This is a genomic window from Streptomyces sp. NPDC057702 (assembly GCF_042799315.1).
Taxonomy (GTDB): domain Bacteria; phylum Actinomycetota; class Actinomycetes; order Streptomycetales; family Streptomycetaceae; genus Streptomyces.
Window position 1 is genome coordinate 60,832 of record NZ_JBHVJC010000019.1, and the last position, 21,060, is coordinate 81,891.

A 21,060-nucleotide genomic window follows, 5' to 3' on the forward strand; every position below is an offset into this window, starting at 1 on the left:
GACCCGCTGGCACGGGCGCGGGAACCTGCGGGGCATGACCGCTGACTTCACCGCCCCGCGCGGTGCCGCGACGCCCCGTCCGCTGGGGCACCTGTCCACCGCCCAGTGCCGCGTCATGACGGAACGCCAGCTGCACGAGCACGGGGTGCCCGCCGCCCTGGTCGCCGAGCGCGGGCGGACCGGCGGGCCCTGGCAGCAGCTCCTGCCCGGGGTGTACCTGCTGCACCCGGGGCGGCCCAGCGGCGAGGAGCGCGTCCTGGCGGCGCTGTTGTACGCGGCGCCACCGGGCTCGGAGCGGGACCCGGGCCCGGACCCGGTGGCGCTGGTGACCGGGGCGGCGGCGCTGGCGCTGCACGGGTTCGCCGCCGTGCCGCCGCTGGCGGCGCTGGAGCGGGTCGACGTCCTGGTGACCCACCCCCGCCGCCCGCGCTCGACCGCCTTCGCGTGCCTGTCGCGCACCGCGGCCCTGCCCCACCCGCACGTCGTCGCCGGGCTGCCGGTAGCCCCGGTGGCCCGCGCCCTGACCGACTTCGCCCGGGCTTCCGGTGGCGCGGCCCAGGTGCGCGCGGTGCTGGTGGAGGCGGTCCGGGGCGGGCACTGTCGGGCCGACGCGCTGGTGGGTGAGCTGACCCGGTCCCGGGCGCTGGAGCAGCCGCACGTGGCGGACGCGATCGCGGGGCTGCTGGCCGAGGGGCGCGCCGTCGCGGAGGGGCTGCTCTACCGCATGGTGCGCGAACACGGGCTGCCCGAGCCGCTGTGGAACGTGGGGCTGCGGCTGCCCGGCGGCGCGTATCTGGCCGGCGTGGACGCGTACTGGCCGCGTCAGGCGGTGGCCGTCGAGCTGGTGGCGCGCGAACCGCTCACCGACGGGCGCGGCCCCTGGCCGCCGGACGCGCGCCGCCGCGAGCATCTGGCGGGGCTGGGCATCACGGCCCTCCAGCTCACCGCGCGCCGACTGCGGGGCGGTCTGGAGGGGCAGGCCGCGATCGTGCGGACCGCGCTGATGGCGTCCGTCGACCGCGAGCCCGCCGCCTCGGTGGTTATCCTGCCGCGCTGATCAGCGAGGACGGGCCGGCGCGGTGGGGCGCCCGCGGGGTGAGTCCGCGCCCGGCGTCGACCCCGGTGTCGGAGTCCGTGCCGGTGGCGGTGCCACTGCCACTGCCGGTGCCGGTGCCGGTGCCGGTGCCACTGCTGGTGCCGCAGAACTCCGCGTTGAGCACGGCCACCCCGTCGCCGGACCAGTCGCCGTTGAAGTTGAGCGCGATCTGGTGGCGGGCGTCCTCGCTGGAGAAGGCGTACGAGACGGAGCCGGCGATGCCCCCGTCGTGGCCCCAGACCTTGGTGCCGCAGGACAGTGGCGCCTCGGCGATGCCCAGCCCGTAGCGCGCCGGGCTGTTCCCGCCGACCGACACCGTCCTCTTCATCTCCGCCAGCTCCGCGCGGGGCAGCAGCCTGCCCTGGAGCAGGGCGGCGTAGAAGCGGTTGATGTCGGCGTTGGTGGAGATGATCTCGCCGGCCGACCAGCCCCAGGACGGGTTGAGCCGGGTGGTGTCGTACGTCGTGTGCCGGGGGTCGTCAGGGAACCTGGTGTAGCCGCGACCGTGCGGGCCGGGCACGCCCGCCCTGGTGCCGGGCAGGGTGGTGGAGCGCAGTCCGAGCGGCTCGATGACGCGGCGCTGGACCTGCGTGGCGTACGGGGTGCCGGTGACCTTCTCGATGATGAGGCCGGCCAGCAGGTAGTTGGTGTTGGAGTACTTCCAGTCCGTGCCCGGCGCGAAGTCGGGCCGGTGGCGCATGGCGATGGCGACGGCCGCACGCGGCTTCAGGGTCTCGTAGCGGTGCTTGAGGAAGCCGATGCCCAGGTAGGTGTCCGCGAACTCCTGGTCGGCGGTGTAGTTGAAGATGCCGCTGGTGTGGTTGAGGAGCTGGCGGACCGTGATCCGGCGGCCGTCGTGGCCGTTGCCCCGGACCAGGTCGGGCAGGTAGGTCTCGACGGGCGCGTCCAGGTCGACCTTGCCCTCGGCTCGTAGCTGGAGCATGACGGTCGCGGTGAACGTCTTGGTGATGCTGCCCACCCGGTACCGGTCGTTCTCGCCGCGCGGCGCGCCCGTCCGCAGGTCGGCCACGCCCGCGTCGCCGTTCCACACGCCGCGCCCGTCGCGCGCCTGGGCCAGCACGCCCGGTACGCCCGCGTCGCTGACCTGCGCGTCCATCGCGGCCTGGGTCGCCGTGTGGCCGGCCGCGCGCGCCGGGCCGCCGGCGCTCCCGGTGGCCCCCGCGACGGGGGCCGTCAGGACGGCGGCCCCCAGTGCCGCGATCGCGGTCGCCCCCACCACGGCGGTTCGTATCGCTCGTGCCCGCATCTGCGTCAGCCTCTCTTCCGCGCGTCGCCGCGCGTCGTCCGACCTAGGTCCTCGCTCTGTCATGAGGTCAGGACGTCGGGCCGGGGAGGCGGGTTGACCACGGGCCGGCCCTGGTGGGCCGGGTCACACGGGACGCGCCCCCCGGCCGGGGCGGGGTGGGCCGGGGGCCGGTCGGGGCGCGGGGGTGGCCTGGACTAGCGCTTGCGGAGCAGGAGTTCGGTGTTGCGGTCGTGCGGGTCGCCGGCCAGTGCGGTGCTGCGCTGGGGGGCGTTGAACGACAGCTCGCGATAGAGGGAGGCCAGGCCGGTCTGCGAGAGGTCGGTGTGGTCGGCACGGTGCGGGGCGGCCGACTCGACGAGGGTGGTGAACAGCGAGAGGGTGCCGTCCTGGTTGTCCACCAGCTCGATGACGCGGGCCAGTTGGGGGTAGTCGACGTGCGAGGCGGTGGTGATCTCCCAGAACGTCTTGCGCGGGGTGATCTCGTTCTTGTGGCTGTGCCCGTTGATCCAGGCGACCACCTGCGGGTTGCGCTGGAAGAGCGCCACGAGTTCGGCGCCGCTGTGCCGGGCCTCCTTCGGCCGGGCCGGGTCGCGGTTCATGTTCTTCATGCTGCGGCTGTAGTGGTGACTGAAGACGATGACGCGCTGGTCCCGATGCGCCTTCAACGTCCGCTCCAGCCAGCGCAGTTGGGCCGTTCCGACGGATCCGGTGTAGTGGCCGCCGGGGTCGGTGGAGTCCAGGCTGATCCCGATGACGTCGGCGGAGATCGGGAACGTGTAGTACAGGGTGCCCGCGTCGAGGTTGGCGCGCGTGTAGCCGTGGCCGACGGGCCCGGGGCCGGTGTGGCGCGGGTCGAGGTGGGCGGTCAGGTACTCGCGGGGGGTGAAGGGCGCGCGGCGCTCGTCGGGGGTGACGGTACGCATGCGCTTGGCGTGCGCGCGCAGCAGTTCCCGGGTCCGCTTGCCGGTGGGGTCCTGGCCGACGCGCTCGGCCTGGTAGAGCTTCTCGGCCTCGGCCGCGGGGATGAGCTGGAGCTTGCGCCGGCCGGTGGCGAAGTCGGCGAGGAAGTCACCGCCGAAGGCGTAGGCGCCGCCGTTCAGGTCGTCGTGGTTGCCGATGGTGGAGTACCAGGGCATCCGCAGCCCGGGACTGTTGACCTGGCGCAGCGCGGCTTCCAGGAAGCCGTCCAGGCGGGGGAAGCCCAGCTTCTTGTCGGCGTCGCGCAGCGCGCTGTCGGGGTGCCAGAACTCGCGCAGCCCGCTGTTCTGGACGCCCTCGTAGTGGTGCGGGTCGCCGGTGTTGGGGGTGATCCGGCCGCCGCTCATGGCGGTCAGGAACCAGTCGAGTTCGACCTTGGCGTTGTTGTCGGTGTTGTCGCCCGTGGTCATCGCGAAGGCCAGCGGGGCGCCGGTGGCCGGGCCGTGCCGCAGCGCGTTGATCCGCTCCACCAGCGAGACGGCGCCGACGACGGTCAGCGCCTCGTGCGGGCGCCAGGCGTTGACCCGGCCCGAGCGCATGAACTCGTACCGCAGCGGGTGCTGCACGTCGGTCAGGTGCAGGTCGGTGAGCTGCACGAACGCGGCCAGCGTGGTGCGCCGGTCGGCGCGGCCGGCCTGGGCGGCGGCCAGTTCGCCGCGCACCTGGCGGGCCCAGCCGGGGCCGTCGCCCAGTCGCCGGTAGGCGCCGGTGCCGCGCGGGGCGGCGACGCTGTGCAGCGTGGTGCCCGTGACCGACGGGCGGGCCGGCGCGGGGGCGGCCCGGTGGGCGGCGCCGGGGGCGGCGGGCGGGGCGGGCGAGGGGGAGGCGGTCGCGGACCCGGAGGTGGGCCCGAAGGCGAGGCCGAGCCCGACGGCCGCGCCGGTGCCCCCGGCCGCGGCGAGCAGGGTACGACGGTTGACCGCGGCGACGGCCGAGGTGGCCGTCGAGGCGGCGGAGCGAAGGCGGGACCGGGCGATACGGGACATGCGCGCTCTCCCCGAGTCGGTGCGCGGAAGCGGTGGGGGCCTGGCGGTCGAGCTGCCAGGGACGGGCCGGCCGGGGCGGTGACCGGCCGCCGCCGTCACGTTGGATCGTTGGCAGCGGGAATGGCCGCCGCGTGAACGCGACGGCAACGCGTGACGCCCATCTCCGCACGTGGATCACCCCTGCCGGGGACGGTCACGGGCCGCTCGCCCCCGGGCGTTGTGCCGGTCACCGCGTGTTCACCGGGCGTGGGAACGGGCCGCGCCGGGCCCCGCGTGCGCGACCCAGGCTCCGGTGCCAGCATGTGGAGTGGGACAAGCGACACGCCGCGTGTGAGGAGCCTCCCGTGACGGGCACCAAGAAGTGGAACGCCGAGATCACCATCACCGAGGTCGGCCGTGAGGTGACCGCCGAGGCCAGGCTGCGCGGGGACGCCAGTGGCCCGCTGGTCGGCCACGGCTCCGCCGTGTGCAAGCCCACCGACGCCAACGTCCCCGCGATCGGCGACGAACTGGCCGCCGCCCGGGCGTTCTCCGACCTCAGCCACCAGCTGCTGCAGAACGCCGCGCAGGACATCGAGGCGCATACCCGCCAGCACCAGCCGGTCGACGGCCTCCGGGTCTGACCGCCCCCCCGCCGGGCTCGCGCAGCGGCCTTCGGTGGGGCCCTGACCCGCGCGCGCCGCGCGGGCCGCCGGCGGCGAGCGGGCGCGCGGGGCTGACTCGCGCACGGGCCGGCCCCCGGCTGGTCGCGTACGAGCCGGGCCGACGGACGGCGAGCGGGCGGGACCTGGCGAGCGGGCGGCGGACCCCGGTGACGGCCGGTCCGCCGCGTACGAGAGCCCGCCGCGCCACCCCGACGGCGCGGGCGAGGACCAGGGCGTACGCCGGACCGCGGGACGCGGGCGCCATGACGAGCCGGCGGCGGGGCGCCGCGACCGGACGCCCCGCCGGGCGCGTACGCCGAGCCGCCGCCGAGCCACTGCGGCGGGCAGATCCCGGCACCCCACGCGGTCGACCGCCGAACCGACCGCCGAACCGGTGGGCCCGACCAGTCGCCGAGCCGTCACGCGCGCCGAGGCCCCGCGCGGGCCGGTACGTCGGGCCGCCACGCCCGCCCTGCCGCCACCCCGCACCGAGTCGACACGCCATGCCGGCCGCCGGGCTGGTCCGCCGGACGGACGGCCGCGTCACCGGGCCGCCGACCGGCCCGCTGCGGGGGACGAGGCGCCAGGGCAGCCCCGGCCGGGCGAGGCGAGCGAGATGAGCGCGGCGTACCAGGGGTAGCGCGGCCGCGCCGTACCCGCCCCACCCGACTCCCGGCCCTCACGCGCTCCTGGCCCTCACACGCTTCCGGCGGCCGCGCGACCCCCGTTCCTCCGCGGCCCCCGCCCCCGCACCTGCCCCGTGTCCGGGCCCCGCCGCACGTACCCGAGCGGCCCGCCTCTCCCCCGCGCACGCTCCGCGCCCGGCCCACCCCGCTCCGGGTCGCGGCACGCGCCCCGTGGCTCCGCACGCTCCCGCGCCACCCGCTCCCCGTCAGGGCGCGAGCCCTCACCACCCGCCCGCTATCGCGGTATTGCGGGCGCTTCGTCGTGCGTGCCGCTTGGCGGGAATATGCCAAACGCGCGGTCTGGCTCGGGCGGCACTCCCCAACAACGCGTCCTTACACCAGGGTGAACGGTCTATTGGCTCCGTATTCCGAACAAGGATGCCCATGTCCCGATCACCAGTAGACATATCCCGACGCAAGAGACGCACGGCGCGGGTGGTGCTCGCCGCGGGTCTGGTGGCGGCGCTGTCCGCCGCCGGCGTGGCGCCCGTCCTCGCGGAGGAGGCCGGCCCGGTCGGCGCCTCGCTGACCGCCACCGACCCGGCCAAGCCCGTCAAGCCGGCCGGCGACAAGCTCGGCGCGGCCGACGCCAGGGTGTTGGCCGAGGCCAAGGCCGAGGGCGACAAGACGATCACGATGATGGTGGCGGCCGAGCCCGGTTCGACCGGCCGGGTCGCCGACGTGCTGGACGCCGTCAGGGGCGCGTCCGTCGGCCGCACCCACGACAAGCTGGGCTACGTGCGCGCCACCGTGCCCATCGCGCAGGCGGACCGGGCCATCGGGGCGGCCAAGCGGCTGGCCGACGTGCACGGCATCGACCTCAAGCACGAGATCAGGCTGCCGGACCCGCGACCGGACGTCGCGACCGAGCGCGACGGCGCCTTTGCCAAGCCCGGTTCGTACCCCGCCCCGGGCCGGAACACGCCGGCCAGGAACCCGTACCAGCCCGCCCACGAGACGGGCGCCGTGGACTTCGTACAGAAGAACCCGCGCGCCGACGGCCGTGGCGTGACGATCGGCGTCATCGACTCGGGCGTGGACCTGGCGCACCCCGCGCTCCAGAAGACCACCACCGGCGAACGCAAGATCGTGGACTGGGTGACGGCGACCGACCCGATCACCGACGAGGACGGCACCTGGCGCCCGATGACCACCAGCGTCTCGGGCCCCACCTTCACCTACCGGGGCCGCACGTACACCGCCCCGAAGGGCTCGTACCAGGTCAGCCGCTTCGAGGAGAAGATCACTGACGGCGGTCCGGACGGCAGCGACTACCACGGCGACGTCAACCGCGACGGCGACAAGGACGACGCGTGGGCGCTGTTGTACGACGCGGCGAACGGGACCGTGCGCGTCGACCTCAACGACAACGGTGACTTCACCGACGACACGCCGATGAAGCCCTACCGGGACGGGTACCAGGTCGGCTACTTCGGCACGGACGACCCGAAGACCCCGGTCGCCGAGCGCTCGCCGTTCGTCGTGGAGATCCGCGAGAACGTGCCGCTGGACCCGCTGGGTGGCGACAACGTCGGCAAGAAGGCCGACTTCGTCAACATCGGCATCATCGAGTCCGAGCACGGCACGCACGTGGCGGGCATCACGGCGGCCAACAAGCTCTTCGGCGGGAAGATGAACGGCGCCGCCCCCGGCGCCAAGATCGTCTCCTCGCGGGCGTGCAGCTGGGGCGGCGGCTGCACCAACGTGGCGCTGACCGAGGGCATGATCGACCTGGTCACCCAGCGCGGCGTGGACATCGTCAACATGTCGATCGGTGGCCTGCCGCCGCTGAACGACGGCAACAACGCGCGCTCGGAGCTGTACACGCGGCTCATCGACACCTACGGCGTGCAGCTCGTCATCTCGGCGGGCAACAGCGGCCCCGGCGTCAACACCATCGGTGACCCGGCGCTGGCCGACAAGGTGATCAGCGTGGGCGCCGGGGTCTCCAAGGAGACCTGGGCCGCCAACTACGGCTCCGCCGTCAAGCGCGCCTACCACCTGTTCCCGTTCTCCTCGCGCGGCCCGCGCGAGGACGGCGGCTTCACGCCGACCCTGGTCGCCCCGGGGTCGTCGATCAACACCACCCAGACCTGGATACCCGGCGGCCCGGTCAAGGAGGCGGGCTACGACCTGCCGGTGGGCTACAGCATGCTGCAGGGCACCTCGATGGCCTCGCCGCAGGCGGCCGGCGCCTCCGCGCTGCTGCTCTCGGCGGCCCGCCAGCAGGGCCTCAAGCTGACCCCGGCCACCCTGCGCACCGCGCTGACCAGCACCGCGCACCGGATTCCCGGTGTGCAGGCGTACGAGCAGGGCGCCGGTCGGATGGACGTCGTGGAGGCGTGGAAGTCGATCCGTCGGGGCGCGCACTCCCACGCGTACACGGTCAAGGCGCCGGTCAAGACGGCGCTGTCGGACTACCTGAAGACCCCGGGCTTCGGCACCGGTGTCCACGACCGCGAGAGCGGTCTGAAGCCCGGCCAGACCAGGACGTACGACGTGACGATCACGCGCACCACGGGCCCGGCGGGCCCGGTGCGGCACACGCTGCGCTGGCGGAACAACAGCGGCGCGTTCCGGCTGGCGGGTGCCGGTGGCGTGGCGCTGCCGCTGAACAAGCCGGTCACCGTCAAGGTCGTCGCGCGGCCCGGCGCGGTGGGCACGCACAGCGCCATCCTGGAGGTCGACGACCCGCGTACCGAGGGGATCGACCACCAGGTGCTGAACACCGTCGTGGTGGCCAAGCCGCTGGTCGGCCCGGGGTACGCGGTCAAGGAGTCGGGTTCGGTCCAGCGCAACGCGCCGACCTCGTACTTCGTGCGCGTGCCGCAGGGCGCCAAGAGCCTTGAGGTGGTGCTGGACGGGCTGCGCGGGAAGAGCCAGACCCGGTTCATCGCGATCAACCCGTACGGCGTGCCGGTCGACTCGACGTCCTCGATCGTCTGCTACCCGCACTACGACAACCCGGCCAACACCTGCCGGCCCGACCGGCGCGCGTACGCCAACCCGATCCCGGGCGTGTGGGAGATCGAGGTGGAGGCGCGGCGCACCTCGCCGAGCCTGGACAACCCCTACCGGCTCACGGTCAACGCGCTGGGCAGCACCTTCGACCCGCAGACGCGGGAGCTCGCGGAGGCGAAGATCGGTCAGGCCACCCCGGTGGAGTGGAAGGTCAGCAACGGGTTCGGCCCGATCGACGGCACGCTCCGGGGCGGCCCGCTGGGCTCCGCGCACACCGAGCGGGCCACGATCACGCAGGGGCAGACCCAGCGCACCCAGGTCACGGTCGCCGAGGGCGCCACGCGCCTGGACGTGGCGATCGGCGGCGCCGCCGACGGCAAGGCCGACCTGGACCTGGCCGTGGTCCTCGACGGCCAGGTGGTGGGCGACTCCACCTCCTCCGGTTCGGACGAGAAGGTGTCGCTGCGCGCTCCCAAGGCGGGCACGTACACCATCGAGGTGGCGGGCTACTCGGTGCCGTCGGGGAGCACCACCTACGACTACCGGGACCTGTTCTTCGCGCCCTCGCTCGGCGAGCTGAAGGCCGACAGCGGCAAGCGGATCACGCTCGGCAACGGTGAGTCGACCCAGGTCACGGCCGATGTGGTGGTCGCGGGTCCGGCGCCGGAAGGCCGCACGTTCTTCGGTGAGCTCGCGCTGGTCAACCAGGCGGGCACCAGCACCGGCGGCGGCAGCGTGCGGATCGGGAAGGTCGTTCCGTAACACCCGGGGCGTTCCGCGCCTGTTGTGACACCGTGCGGAACATCGTGTGACATCTGATGATTTCCAGGTCGTCCACGGGCGGCGGTGGCGGGGCGGGCCAGCGACACCGGCTCGCCCCGCCGGCGTTCCCTCACCCGCCCACCACCCGCCGGGTTCCGGCCCCGGCGGGCCCGCGCCGGCCACGGCCCCCGGGGGGCGGCCCGCCCGCGTCCGCCGCGCGATATTCCGCGAGGCGGCGACGGGCGGCGTGGAAGGATGGTCGCTACGCCGAGTTACGTCGAGATCGTTTGGAGATGCCCAGGTGCCTGGCACGAATCTGACCCGCGAAGAGGCGCAGGAGCGGGCGCGCCTGCTGACTGTCGACGCGTACGAGATCGAGCTCGATCTCTCCGGCGCGCAGGAAGGTGGCACTTACCGTTCGGTGACCACGGTCCGGTTCGACAGTGCCGAGGCCGGCGCGTCCTCGTTCATCGACCTGGTCGCGCCCTCGGTGCGTGAGGTGGTGCTCAACGGCGCGGCGCTGGAGGTGGCCGAGGTCTTCGCCGACTCCCGGATCGCGCTGGCGGGCCTGGTGGCCGGGCGCAACGAGCTGCGGGTGGTCGCCGACTGCGCGTACACCAACACCGGCGAGGGCCTGCACCGGTTCGTGGACCCGGTCGACGAGCAGGCGTACCTGTACACCCAGTTCGAGGTGCCGGACGCGCGGCGGGTCTTCGCCAACTTCGAGCAGCCCGACCTGAAGGCGACGTTCCAGTTCACCGTGGTGGCCCCGGCGGGCTGGACGGTCATCTCCAACTCGCCCACGCCCGAGCCCCGGGACAACGTCTGGAGCTTCGCGCCGACCCCGCGCCTGTCCAGCTACGTCACGGCGCTCATCGTCGGCCCGTACCACAGCGTGCACAGCGCGTACGAGAAGGACGGGCGCACGGTGCCGCTGGGCATCTACTGCCGTCCCTCGCTGGCCGAGTTCCTGGACGCGGACGCGATCTTCGACGTCACGCGGCAGGGCTTCGCGTGGTTCGAGGAGAAGTTCGACTACGCGTACCCGTTCGCCAAGTACGACCAGCTCTTCGTGCCCGAGTTCAACGCCGGGGCGATGGAGAACGCGGGCGCCGTCACCATCCGCGACCAGTACGTCTTCCGCTCGAAGGTCACCGACGCGGCGTACGAGGTGCGGGCGGCCACGATCCTGCACGAGCTGGCGCACATGTGGTTCGGCGACCTGGTCACCATGGAGTGGTGGAACGACCTGTGGCTGAACGAGTCGTTCGCCACCTACGCCGAGGCCGCCTGCCAGGCGTACGCCCCGGGTTCGAAGTGGCCGCACTCGTGGACCACGTTCGCCAACCAGATGAAGACCTGGGCCTACCGCCAGGACCAGCTGCCCTCCACGCACCCGATCATGGCCGAGATCCGCGATCTGGACGACGTGCTGGTCAACTTCGACGGCATCACCTACGCCAAGGGCGCCAGCGTCCTCAAGCAACTGGTGGCCTACGTCGGCCAGGACGAGTTCTTCCGTGGCGTGCAGGCGTACTTCAAGCGGCACGCGTACGGCAACACACGGCTGAGCGACCTGCTGGGCGCCCTGGAGGAGACCAGCGGGCGTGACCTGAAGACCTGGTCGAAGGCGTGGCTGGAGACGGCCGGCATCAACGTGCTGCGCCCGGAGATCGAGACCGACGCCGACGGCGTCATCACCTCCTTCGCCGTCCGCCAGGAGGCCCCGGCCCTGCCCGCCGGCGCCAAGGGCGAGCCGACGCTGCGCCCGCACCGGATCGCGATCGGCGCCTACGACCTGGACGCGGACGGCAAGCTGGTGCGCGGCGCCGGCGTCCCCGCCGGCGAGGACTGGGGCCGGATCGAGCTGGACGTGGACGGCGAGCTGACGCCCGTGCCGCAGCTGGTCGGCAAGAAGCGGCCCGCGGTGGTGCTGCTCAACGACGACGACCTGTCGTACGCCAAGGTGCGCCTGGACGCGGAGTCGCTGCGCCAGGTCACCCAGCACCTGGGCGATTTCGCCGAGTCCCTGCCGCGCGCGCTGAGCTGGGCCTCGGCCTGGGACATGACCCGCGACGGCGAACTGGCCACCCGGGACTACCTGGAGCTGGTCCTGTCGGGCGTGGGCAAGGAGAGCGACATCGGCGTCGTGCAGTCGCTGCACCGCCAGGTGAAGCTGGCCCTGGACGCGTACGCGGCGCCCGAGTGGCGGGAGCGCGGGCTGGCCCGGTGGGGCGAGGCCGCCCTGGAGCACCTGCGGTCCGCCACGCCCGGCGGCGACCACCAGTTGGCGTGGGCGCGCGCGTTCGCGGCGACCGCCCGCACCGAGGACCACCTGGACCTGCTGGCCGCGCTGCTGGACGGCAGCCAGGTCATCGAGGGGCTGGCGGTGGACACCGACCTGCGCTGGACGCTGGTGCAGCGGCTGGCCGCCACGGGGCGCGTCGACGAGGCGGCCATCGCGGCCGAGCTGGAGCGGGATCGGACCTCGGCCGGCGAGCAGCACGCGGCCAGCGCCCGCGCGGCGCGGCCGACGGCGGAGGCCAAGGCGGCGGTGTGGGCGGCGGTCGTGGAGTCCGACACGCTGCCCAACGCCATGCAGGAGGCGACGATCAACGGCTTCGTCCAGGCCGACCAGCGCGAGCTGCTCGCGCCGTACGCCGAGAAGTACTTCGCGGCGGTCAAGGGCGTCTGGGACGACCGCAGCCACGAGATCGCCCAGCAGATCGCGGTCGGCCTCTACCCGTCGCTGCAGATCTCGCAGGCCACGCTGGACGCCACGGACGCGTGGCTGGCCAGTGCCGACCCGAGCCCGGCGCTGCGCCGGGTGGTGACCGAGAGCCGCGCGGGCGTGGAGCGCGCGCTGCGCGCGCGGCAGGCGGACGCGGCGGCGGCCAGCTAGCGCCGGCCCACGGTCGGCCTCGGTGGACGAGGCGGGGCCGGCCTCCGGAGCGATCCGGAGGCCGGCCCTTTCGTGCTGCCGTGGCGACCCGTGGCGGGATGCCACGGGGCGGGTGCCCCGGGGTCGCCAGCCGCTATCCCGCTGGCCCGCGTGGCCGCTGGCCCGCGCTCGGGCGGGCGGGGGTCCGGCGGGTGGGCGGGGGTCCGGCGGGTGGCCGGGGGGCCGGCGGGTGGCCCGGGCCGGGTGTGGCCAGGGCTCAGCGGCCTCGGGCGGCCCGGCGGGCGAGCAGTGCCTCGCGGCGCTCGTCGAAGCGGGTGGCCTGGTCGTTGAGGCCGCCCATGTACAGGCCGAGCTCCTCCTGGGCGGCGAGCCCGTCGGGGCCGAGTCCGCTGATCTCCAGCACCTTGAGGAAGCGCAGCACCGGCTGGAGCACGTCGTCGTGGTGGATGCGCAGGTTGTAGATGCCGCCGATGGCCATCTGGGCCGCGGCCCGCTCGAAGCCGGGGATGCCGTGGCCCGGCATCCGGAAGGCCACCACCACGTCGCGTACGGCGCACATGGTCTGGTCGGGCGCCATCTCGAACGCCGCGCCCAGCAGGTTGCGGTAGAAGACCATGTGCAGGTTCTCGTCGGTGGCGATACGCGCCAGCATCCGGTCACACACCGGGTCGCCCGAGTGGTGGCCGGTGTTGCGGTGCGAGATGCGGGTGGCGAGTTCCTGGAAGGCGACGTACGCGACCGAGTGCAGCATGCTGTGCGCGTTGTCGGACTCGAACCCCTCCGACATGTGCGACATGCGGAAGCGTTCGAGCTCGACGGGGTCCACGGCGCGCGAGGTGAGCAGGTAGTCCCGCATGACGATGCCGTGCCGACCCTCTTCCGCGGTCCACCGGTGCACCCAGGTGCCCCAGGCGCCGTCGCGGCCGAACAGCGTGGCGATCTCGTGGTGGTAGCTGGGCAGGTTGTCCTCGGTCAGGAGGTTGACCACCAGCGCCACCCGGCCCACGGAGCTGACCTTGGACTGCTCGGGGGCCCACGCCTCGCCGCCCATGACGCCGTCGAAGTTACGGCCGTCGCTCCACGGGACGTACTCGTGGGGCATCCATTCCTTGGCGACGCGCAGATGCCGGTTGAGCTCGGTCTCGACGACCTCTTCGAGCGCGTACAACAACTGGCTGTCGCTCCACGCGGCCTTTCCCGTACGGCGTTGTATGGCGGTGGTCACAGCGGGGACTCCTGGGGACGGGGAGCGACGGACTACTGGGGACGTGTCCGACCTACGGTTCCGTAGGTTACGACAACGTAGGTTAAAGCGTCCGTAAACGCCAAGCCGCCACCGCCCGCCCCGGGCGCCCTGGGCGCCGGGCGACGCGGGGGGGGGGCCAACGCGGGGGGCGATCCCGTCGGTGAGCGCGCAGGCAGGCGCAGGTGGGCGCAGCCCCGGTCCCGCTGGACGGTGAAGCCGTCGGCAGCGTGGCCGCGTGCGGGGGGCGGGCGGTTCCCAGCGGACCGCGTCCGGCGGCGGCTGGCGCACGCCGGGCGTACCGCCCTGGACGGCGGCGGCCTCGATGCGACGCGCCGCGGACGGTTACCCCGAACGTGTGCGGTGTCGGCGACCGGTCCGTGGACGACGCCGGGCGTGGTGAGTCGGATCGGCGCCCGGTCGCGGCCGTCCGCGTCCGGGAGGGGCCGCTCGGCGCCGGCCCTCCCACCTGTCCGTAGCCCTCCCCTCGGTGGCTGAGGATCGTCGGGTCGCGCGCGGCCGACCCGGGTAGCGGAAGGCCCTCCCGCTGCCCGAAGAACTCGTCGTGGGCCGCGACCACTCCGCCGCCCAGCCGCAGGTCGGCCAGGTCCACGAGAGCGGCGAAGGGCAAGTCGCCCGCACGGTAGTAGGCGTACGGATCGCCTCACGGTGGGGGCGCGCGTCGACGGGGGGGCGGCCGGGCCCGGGGTGGCCGGCTCGCCTGGTCCGGGGTGGTTTGGCGCGGGGCGCGGTTGGCGTGGTGGGGCAGGGCGAGCGGCGGAGGCGTGGTCACGCGCATGCCCGCTGGGCCAACTCGACTCTTCTATAAGGGAGTTGGACACGACCCTAAGCGCGGCGGGGCGGGAGGGGGCGGACGGGCGGGGCGACGGCGCCGTACGAGCGTCGCAGCGACGGTCCGCGCGGGGCCGTCGACGGTTTCTGACCGGACTCTTCAGTTGAGCTGAACGTTCTTGACGTGATGTGCCGCGACCGTGTCCGGAAGTACGTCGGTGCCGTGCGTCACGCCCCGGCCGGTCCGGGTGGCCGCGACGGCGCGCAGCGCGTCCAGCACGCGGGCCACCCCCGGTGCCTGCTCGGCCCCGCGCCGCACGGCGGCCACGACGTGTCGGCACGGCCGGTCGACGGGGAGCGCGCGGACCGCGACCGCCGGGTGGGTGCCCGTGTACCCGCCGTCCACGGCCATGCGCGGCACCAGCGCGACGCCCATGCCGGCGGCGACCAGCGCGAGGATCGAGGGCCAGTCGGCGGCGACGTGCGCCTGCTCCGGTACGAACCCGGCCGCCTGGCAGGCGGCCGTGGTGATCTCCGGCCAGGGCCCGCTGGCGCCGTGGATCCACGCCTCCTGTGCCAGGTCGGCGAGGCGCAGCCCGGGTGCGGCGGCCAGCGGGTGCCCGGCGGGCAGCGCGACGTCCAGTGGGTCGGCGAGCAGCGGCACGCGGGCGAACTTCGCGTCCCGGGCCGGGGGCGCGTGCGCGGCCAGGGACAGCGCCAGGTCGACGGTGCCGTGGGTCAGCAGTTCGTACGCCTGCGCCGCCTCGGCCTGCTGGACGCGCACCTCCAGCGCCGGGTGGTGGCGCCGCAGTCGCTGCGCGGCGGGCACCACGAGGGCCGGGATGGCGGTGCCGAACGCGCCGACGCGCACCCACCCGCTCTCCCCTCGCTGGTAGCCGGCCAACTCCGCCTCGGCCCGCTCCAACTGGGCGAAGACCTCCTCCGTGTGCCGCAGCACGAGTCGGGCCGCGTCCGTCAGCCGCACCCGCCGGCCGTACGCCTCCAGCAGCGGTACGCCCAACTGCTTGGCCAGCCCCGAGAGCTGCTGGGAGACCGCCGAGGGCGTCATGCGCAGGGCCTGCGCCGCCGCGGTGACCGTGCCGAGTTCGTCGAGGGTGCGCAGCACGCGGAGCTTTCTGAAGTCCCAGTCCGCCATGGGGAAAAGCTACCCAGCCCAGGGGCGCGCGGAGCCGACCGCGCGCTCTACGGGCCAACACCTCCCCCGGGCGGCGGACTTCGCCACACGCAACGGCCCAACGCGCGAGACCCAGTGGGCGAGGCCCCGGCGGGCGAGATCCCGACGGGCAACGGGGGCGACGCGCGGGTGCACTCGTGCCAGGCCGGGGACGTGGCGGCGTGGCGTACGGGTGCGGAGTGCGCGGGTGGGGTACGGGGCGCGGCGGGGCCGGGCGGCGCTCGCGAGGCGCTCTCGCCGATACGGGGCGGGCGCCGCGCGGGGCGGCCGGCGGACAGTCGCGGGGGGTGACGCGCTGACGGGCCGGCCGACGTGTGTCGCGCGGGCCGATCGGCGGGGGCGCGGGGGCCGACGGGCCGGCGGCGGCGCGGGGCCGGGCGGGCCGGCCGGGCACACCGAAGGCGCTCGCGGCGTGTGCCGCGAGCGCCTAGCGGCGGAGCCGGATCGTCAGCTCGTGGTCTGCTTGTCGCTCTTGCTGCCGATCATCACGAGGCCCGCGATCACGAGGAACGACACGATGGGGGCGACGACGTAGAGGCCGAGCGTCTCCACGACGCTCAGGCCCGGACCCGGGTCGTCACCGTCGTCGCGGGTGAGCGCGAACGCGGGGGACGACATCAGCAGCATCAACGTCAGCCCGGCGGTGACCGTACCGGCGCGCAGGGCGTTCTTCTTGGCCTTAGTGCTCACGGCAGCAACCTACCCAACGGGTCGAGACGCCGCGCGCCCGGGGTGGCGAAGGGAGCACCCGAGCCCGTGCGGACCCGTCTGGTCCGGGGTGGCTGGTCGAAGTCGCTGGTGGGGCGGTGCTCCGCGTTCGGGGCGTCGCCGTGGGCACGGCGCGTCGCGGGGCGTCGCCGCCCGGTCCCGGCGGCCGTCGGGCGGCACGGGTCACCGCCGCGCGCGGGGCACCACGGGGCGGCGTGGTGCGCGGGGCGCGATGGGCGCGAGAGGGTCGGTGGGGTGGGGTGGTCCGGTGGGGCGCGCGCGGAGGGGATACGACGCCGGCGCCTAGCGACGCGGTCGCGACGGGTGTCGCCCTGGTTCTCCGGCGCGCGCTGTGCTCATCGGGCGGCGGGCGTCAGCCGGCCGCGGAGGCCGGTCCCGTGTCGGCGCGCTCGACCGGGTAGGCGGCGGCCGTGGGCTCGCTGGTCAGGGGACGCTCGGCGCCCAGCGGCGGCTCGCTGGTCAGGGGCGCGGCGTCGGACAGGGGCGGCTCGCTGGTCAGCGGCTGCTCGAAGCCGCACGCGCCGGAGCCGTCCAGCGCCGATTCGGGGTCCGAGACGCCCTCGTAGAGGTCGGGCGGGGTCGGCTCCGCCTGTTTGGACAGGGTGGGAGGGAGGAGATGCACGGACGCGGCCACACGGGCCTCCTGGTGTCGGTGGGCAGTGAGACACGTCGAGCCCTACCCAATGCCGGCGCGGACAGACGCATCTCACCCTCTAACGTGCTTCAGGTCACATTGTCTTCCCGACGGAGGATTTCTCGCCCACCGAGGCCATCCACGGCCAGATACGGGCCGACCCGGCACTACGGCGTCGGATTTACGGAGCCGCACACCGGCCCGCCGATCCGTCCCGAGGCGCCTCTCCGGTAGGCAATCACGGCACTTCGGGCACCGCCGTTGACACCCGGCGAGCGGGGTGGTGGGCTCGCGCCGGGCGGGATCGGGCGACGTCGCGGGTTTGCCCTGGGCGCGTCGTGCCAGGAGGTGCGGTGACTCGTCATCCACACCCCCATTCGCGTTATCCGTTTAGCCGACAACTGGTTATCCACAGCCCTCGTCACGCCTTCCCCCCATCCACCACAATCGCTGTATCCGCCACCCCCCGTGGCCTCCGCCACGGGTATCGCCTGTGGCGTGCAGAGCTTTAAGGAGGGGGCTGTGCGGCTCCGGGGGAAGAGGACGACGACGGCTCGGGTCACGGTCGCCACGGGGGCGACCGCCGTGGCCGCCGCCGTCATCGGCGGGCTGCTCGGGCCCGCGCCGGCCGCCGTCGCCGCACCCGCGCCGAAGAGACCGGAGGCGCCCAGCGCGGCACCCTCCCCCGACCGTCCGGGGGCCGAGCGGCTCCCGTCGGTGTGGCCGCGCCCCCAGTCGATGCGCCCCGTGGGCCCGCCGGTGCCGGTCACCGACGACGTGCGGCTGGTCGCCCCCAGGGACGCGGACCCGCACGCCCTGGGTGTCCTGCGGTCGGTGCTGCGCGGGGCCGGCGCCCGGACGGTGACCGCCGCGACCGGGGAGGACCCGGCACCCCCCGGCGGCCTGGTGGTCCTCGCGGGCGGGCCGGGTGCGGAGCGGGCCCTGCGGGCACTGCGCGCCCCGGCCAGAGGCGACCTGCCAAGCGGTGGCTACCGCCTCGCGACCGGACACACCGGTGGCCACCCGACGCTGGCCCTGTCCGGGGAGGGCCCCGACGGCCTCTTCCACGCCGTCCAGACCCTGCGTCAGCTCGTCGTCGACCGCGACGGGCGGCCCGGTGGGCCGCGCTCTCTGGCCGGCGTGAACGTGCGGGACTGGCCCGCGACGCGCACGCGAGGAATCACCGAGGGTTTCTACGGCACGCCGTGGTCCCACCGACAGCGCCTGGACCAACTCGACTTCCTGGGCCGCACCAAGCAGAACCGCTATCTGTACGCGCCGGGGGACGACACGTTCCGGCAGGCCCGCTGGCGCGAGCCGTACCCGGCCGAGCGGCGCGCCGAGTTCCGCGAGCTGGCCGACCGGGCCCGCCGTAACCACGTCACGCTCGGCTGGGCGGTGGCCCCCGGGCAGGCCATGTGCTTCTCCTCCAGCGAGGACCTGCGGGCCCTCACGCGCAAGGTGGACGCCATGTGGGCGCTGGGCGTGCGCTCCTTCCAGCTCCAGTTCCAGGACGTGAGCTACAGCGAGTGGCACTGCGACGCCGACGCGGACGCCTTCGGCTCCGGACCCGAGGCCGCCGCGCAGGCGCAGGCGACGGTGGCGGACGTACTGGCCGCGCACCTCGCCGAGCGACACCCGGGCGCCGAGGCCCTGTCCCTGCTGCCGACGGAGTACTACCAGAAGGGGGCGACCGAGTTCCGCGAGGCACTGGCCGAGGCGCTCTCCCCACGGGTCGAGGTGGCCTGGACGGGCGTGGGCGTGGTGCCCAGGACGATCACGGGCCGGGAGATGGCCGAGGCCCGTAAGACGTTCGCGCACCCACTGGTCACCATGGACAACTACCCCGTCAACGACTACGCCCAGGACCGGCTCTTCCTCGGCCCGTACTCGGGCCGCGACCCGGCCGTGGCGGGCGGCTCGTCGGCGCTGCTCGCCAACGCCATGCGGCAGCCGACAGCCTCCCGCATCCCGCTGTTCACCACCGCCGACTTCGCCTGGAACCCGCGGGGCTACCGGGCGCCGGACGCGTGGCGGGCGGCGGTCGAGGACCTCGCGGGCCAGGACCCGCGCACCCGGGCCGCGCTCCACGCCCTCGCGGGCAACGACGCGTCCTCGCTCCTGGGCGGCTGGGGGCGCGACCGCTCGCGGACCGTTGCCGAGTCGGGCTATCTGCGCCCGCTGCTCGACGAGTTCTGGGCGGCGCGCGAAGCGGCGCAGGTCAACGGCGGCTCCCCCGCCCGGCGGACCGGCGCCCGGGGTGAGGTGGACAGCGCCGCCGAGCGGCGGTTCGCGGGGGCGGCCCAGCGACTGCGCGCCGAGTTCCGCACCCTGCGCGAGGCGCCGAAGCTGCTCGCGGAGACCTTCGACGGCGAGGTGACGCCCTGGCTGACGCAGTTGGGCCGGTTCGGCGCGGCCGGCGAGCGGGCGGTGACCGCGCTGACGGCGCAGGCCCGTGGCGACGGCGCGGGCGCCTGGCGGGCCCAGCGTGAACTGCGCACCCTGCGGGCGCGCACCACGGCCAGTTCGGCCACGGTCGGCAAGGGCGTCCTGCCCGAGTTCCTCACCCGAGCGGTCACCGAGACCGACGCCTGGTGGGGCCTGGACACCACGGACGGCGGGAAGCGGGCCCGCGAGTTCGCCCCCGACAAGGGCGCGGAGCGGGCCACCGACGGCGACCCGACCACCGCGTTCCGCCCACCCCCGCCCCCCGCCTCGGGCGCCCCGGACTCCGGCTCGCCGGGCGACACGGCCGCCGCCCCCCTCACCGTGACCTTCGGCGAGCGACGCCCGCTCAGCGCCGTGACCGTACTGGCCGAGACGTCCACCCCCGGGGTCACCGGCCGGCCCGCCCGCCCCATCGGCCAGGTGGAAGCCCGCGTGCCCGGCCACGGCTGGCTCAAGCTCGGCGATCTGTCGGCCAGCGGATGGACACAGACGGCGGGCAAGGGCGTGCGGGCCGACGCGGTACGGCTGCGGTGGGCCGCGGGGGTCCGCCCGCCGGTCGTGCGGGAGATCACGCCCTGGTTCGCCGACGCCCCGGTAGCGGAACTGCGTCTCTCGCACACCGAGACGGACGCGGAGATCGGCGGCCGACCGGCCACGGTGAAGGTCTGGCTGACCGGTCGCCGCCCCGGCGACGTCAGCGGCGACCTGACGGTGCGTGCCACCGGCGGGCTCCGCGTCACCGCCCCGCCCCGGATCACCGCCCCGCGCGGCGGCACGGCCACGGCCGACATCGAGGTGGCCGTTCCCGCGGGTACCAGGCCGGGGGCGTACCAACTGCCGATCCGCTTCGGTTCGCAACGGGCGACGTTGACCGTGCGCGCCCGCCCGCGCACCGGCGGCCCGGACCTGGCCCGCACGGCGCGCGCGACCTCGTCGGCCGACGAGAGCGCGGACTTCCCCGCGTCGGCCGCCATCGACGGCGACCCCGCCACCCGCTGGTCATCGCCCGCCACCGACGACGCCTGGCTCCAGCTCGAACTCGACCGCCCGACCCGGCTCGGCCGCCTCGACCTGCACTGGCAGGACGCCCACGCCACCCGCTACCGCGTACAGGTCTCGACCAACGGCCACACCTGGCGCACGGCCGCGACGGTCGACAGCAGCGACGGCGGTCGCGAAACGGTCCACCTGGACGCCCCCGACACCCACTTCATACGCGTCCAAGGCGACCAGCGCGCGACGCGCTTCGGATACTCACTGTGGTCGATACGGGCCTACGCGGTGACGCCGTAACCACGGCGCCCGCGACCCGCCGCCCACAACGGCGGGCTGCCCACGAGGGGAGGGGGTGGGGGGAGGGAGGGGCGGGGGGGGAGGCCCCCCAGGCAAGTGAACACAAAGCCCCGTCCCCGTCGCGAACCCCGCCCCGCGAGCCCACGCGGATTCCCCGCCCCTGGAACCCTGGGTCGGCGTCTCGGCCCGGAGACCGCACGTCGCGGCCCGGGTTGGGGTGCGGGCGGGCGGTGACCCGCTTCCTGAGCGGGGGTACGGGTGCGGGTGGCCCGGTGTGGCCTGGCGGGGGAGGCCGTGTCCGGGTGGGGGCCCGTGTCCGGGGGAGGCTGTGTCCGGGGGAGGCTGTGTCCGGGGGAGGCTGTGTCCGGGGGAGGCTGTGTCCGGGGGGGGGCGGGGGGGGGGGCGCGACCCGCGGCGGCGGGCCGGACGACACCCCCGAAGCGC

The 21,060-nt window shown here is 74.7% G+C and carries 11 protein-coding genes; 5 read left to right on the forward strand and 6 right to left on the reverse strand.

Features of this window, described 5'->3' with window-relative positions; all coding sequences use genetic code 11:
* Positions 1–34: 34 nt before the first annotated feature.
* Positions 35–1,057, forward strand: a complete 1,023-nt coding sequence (locus ACFVFR_RS16580; RefSeq protein ID WP_383702044.1) for a hypothetical protein — start codon at positions 35–37, stop codon at positions 1,055–1,057.
* On the opposite strand, the gene ACFVFR_RS16585 is transcribed toward ACFVFR_RS16580, so the two are convergent.
* A complete protein-coding gene (locus ACFVFR_RS16585) occupies positions 1,041–2,363 on the reverse strand; it encodes a serine hydrolase domain-containing protein (protein WP_383702046.1) in 1,323 nt (440 codons plus the stop codon). The genes ACFVFR_RS16580 and ACFVFR_RS16585 overlap by 17 nt on opposite strands.
* A gap of 194 nt (positions 2,364–2,557) precedes the next feature.
* Positions 2,558–4,327, reverse strand: a complete 1,770-nt coding sequence (locus ACFVFR_RS16590; protein ID WP_383702048.1) for a TIGR03767 family metallophosphoesterase — start codon at positions 4,325–4,327, stop codon at positions 2,558–2,560.
* Between the two features lie 344 nt (positions 4,328–4,671).
* Between ACFVFR_RS16590 and ACFVFR_RS16595 the strand changes: the two genes are divergently transcribed.
* From ACFVFR_RS16595 to pepN, 3 genes are all read left to right on the forward strand, one after another.
* On the forward strand, positions 4,672–4,950 hold the full coding sequence (locus ACFVFR_RS16595; protein ID WP_383702051.1) for a DUF1876 domain-containing protein: 279 nt from the start codon (positions 4,672–4,674) through the stop codon (positions 4,948–4,950).
* A 1,091-nt stretch (positions 4,951–6,041) separates the two neighbouring features.
* The gene (locus ACFVFR_RS16600; protein WP_383702053.1) at positions 6,042–9,380 is read left to right on the forward strand and encodes a S8 family serine peptidase; all 3,339 of its coding nucleotides are present in this window, start codon (positions 6,042–6,044) and stop codon (positions 9,378–9,380) included.
* A gap of 301 nt (positions 9,381–9,681) precedes the next feature.
* Complete coding sequence (gene pepN, locus ACFVFR_RS16605; RefSeq protein WP_383702055.1) at positions 9,682–12,282, forward strand: aminopeptidase N; 2,601 nt, start codon at positions 9,682–9,684, stop codon at positions 12,280–12,282.
* Positions 12,283–12,538: 256 nt separating this feature from the next.
* On the opposite strand, the gene ACFVFR_RS16610 is transcribed toward pepN, so the two are convergent.
* The 4 genes from ACFVFR_RS16610 to ACFVFR_RS16625 all read right to left on the reverse strand — a co-directional run bounded on the left by ACFVFR_RS16610 (position 12,539) and on the right by ACFVFR_RS16625 (position 16,875).
* Entirely contained in the window at positions 12,539–13,507 is a 969-nt protein-coding gene (locus tag ACFVFR_RS16610) for an acyl-ACP desaturase (RefSeq protein WP_383702057.1), read from the reverse strand.
* Between the two features lie 970 nt (positions 13,508–14,477).
* The gene (locus ACFVFR_RS16615) at positions 14,478–15,473 is read right to left on the reverse strand and encodes a LysR family transcriptional regulator (RefSeq protein WP_383702059.1); all 996 of its coding nucleotides are present in this window, start codon (positions 15,471–15,473) and stop codon (positions 14,478–14,480) included.
* A 486-nt stretch (positions 15,474–15,959) separates the two neighbouring features.
* Positions 15,960–16,202 carry a hypothetical protein gene (locus ACFVFR_RS16620; RefSeq protein ID WP_383702061.1) on the reverse strand — a complete coding sequence of 81 codons (243 nt, stop codon included), beginning with the start codon at positions 16,200–16,202 and terminating at the stop codon, positions 15,960–15,962.
* 391 nt (positions 16,203–16,593) lie between these two features.
* A complete protein-coding gene (locus ACFVFR_RS16625; RefSeq protein WP_383702063.1) occupies positions 16,594–16,875 on the reverse strand; it encodes a hypothetical protein in 282 nt (93 codons plus the stop codon).
* Between the two features lie 522 nt (positions 16,876–17,397).
* Here ACFVFR_RS16625 and ACFVFR_RS16630 point away from each other — a divergent pair.
* Positions 17,398–20,616 (forward strand): beta-N-acetylglucosaminidase domain-containing protein, encoded by a 3,219-nt coding sequence (locus ACFVFR_RS16630; protein ID WP_383702065.1) that lies wholly within the window; start codon positions 17,398–17,400, stop codon positions 20,614–20,616.
* Positions 20,617–21,060 lie beyond the last annotated feature (444 nt).

Excerpts from the sequence above, each read along its gene's own strand:
- ACFVFR_RS16585 (WP_383702046.1), bottom strand. The coding sequence starts at position 2,363 with ATGCGGGCACGAGCGATACGAACCGCCGTGGTGGGGGCGACCGCGATC.
- ACFVFR_RS16590 (WP_383702048.1), bottom strand. The coding sequence starts at position 4,327 with ATGTCCCGTATCGCCCGGTCCCGCCTTCGCTCCGCCGCCTCGACGGCC.
- ACFVFR_RS16580 (WP_383702044.1), top strand. The coding sequence starts at position 35 with ATGACCGCTGACTTCACCGCCCCGCGCGGTGCCGCGACGCCCCGTCCG.
- ACFVFR_RS16615 (WP_383702059.1), bottom strand. The coding sequence starts at position 15,473 with ATGGCGGACTGGGACTTCAGAAAGCTCCGCGTGCTGCGCACCCTCGAC.
- ACFVFR_RS16600 (WP_383702053.1), top strand. The coding sequence starts at position 6,042 with ATGTCCCGATCACCAGTAGACATATCCCGACGCAAGAGACGCACGGCG.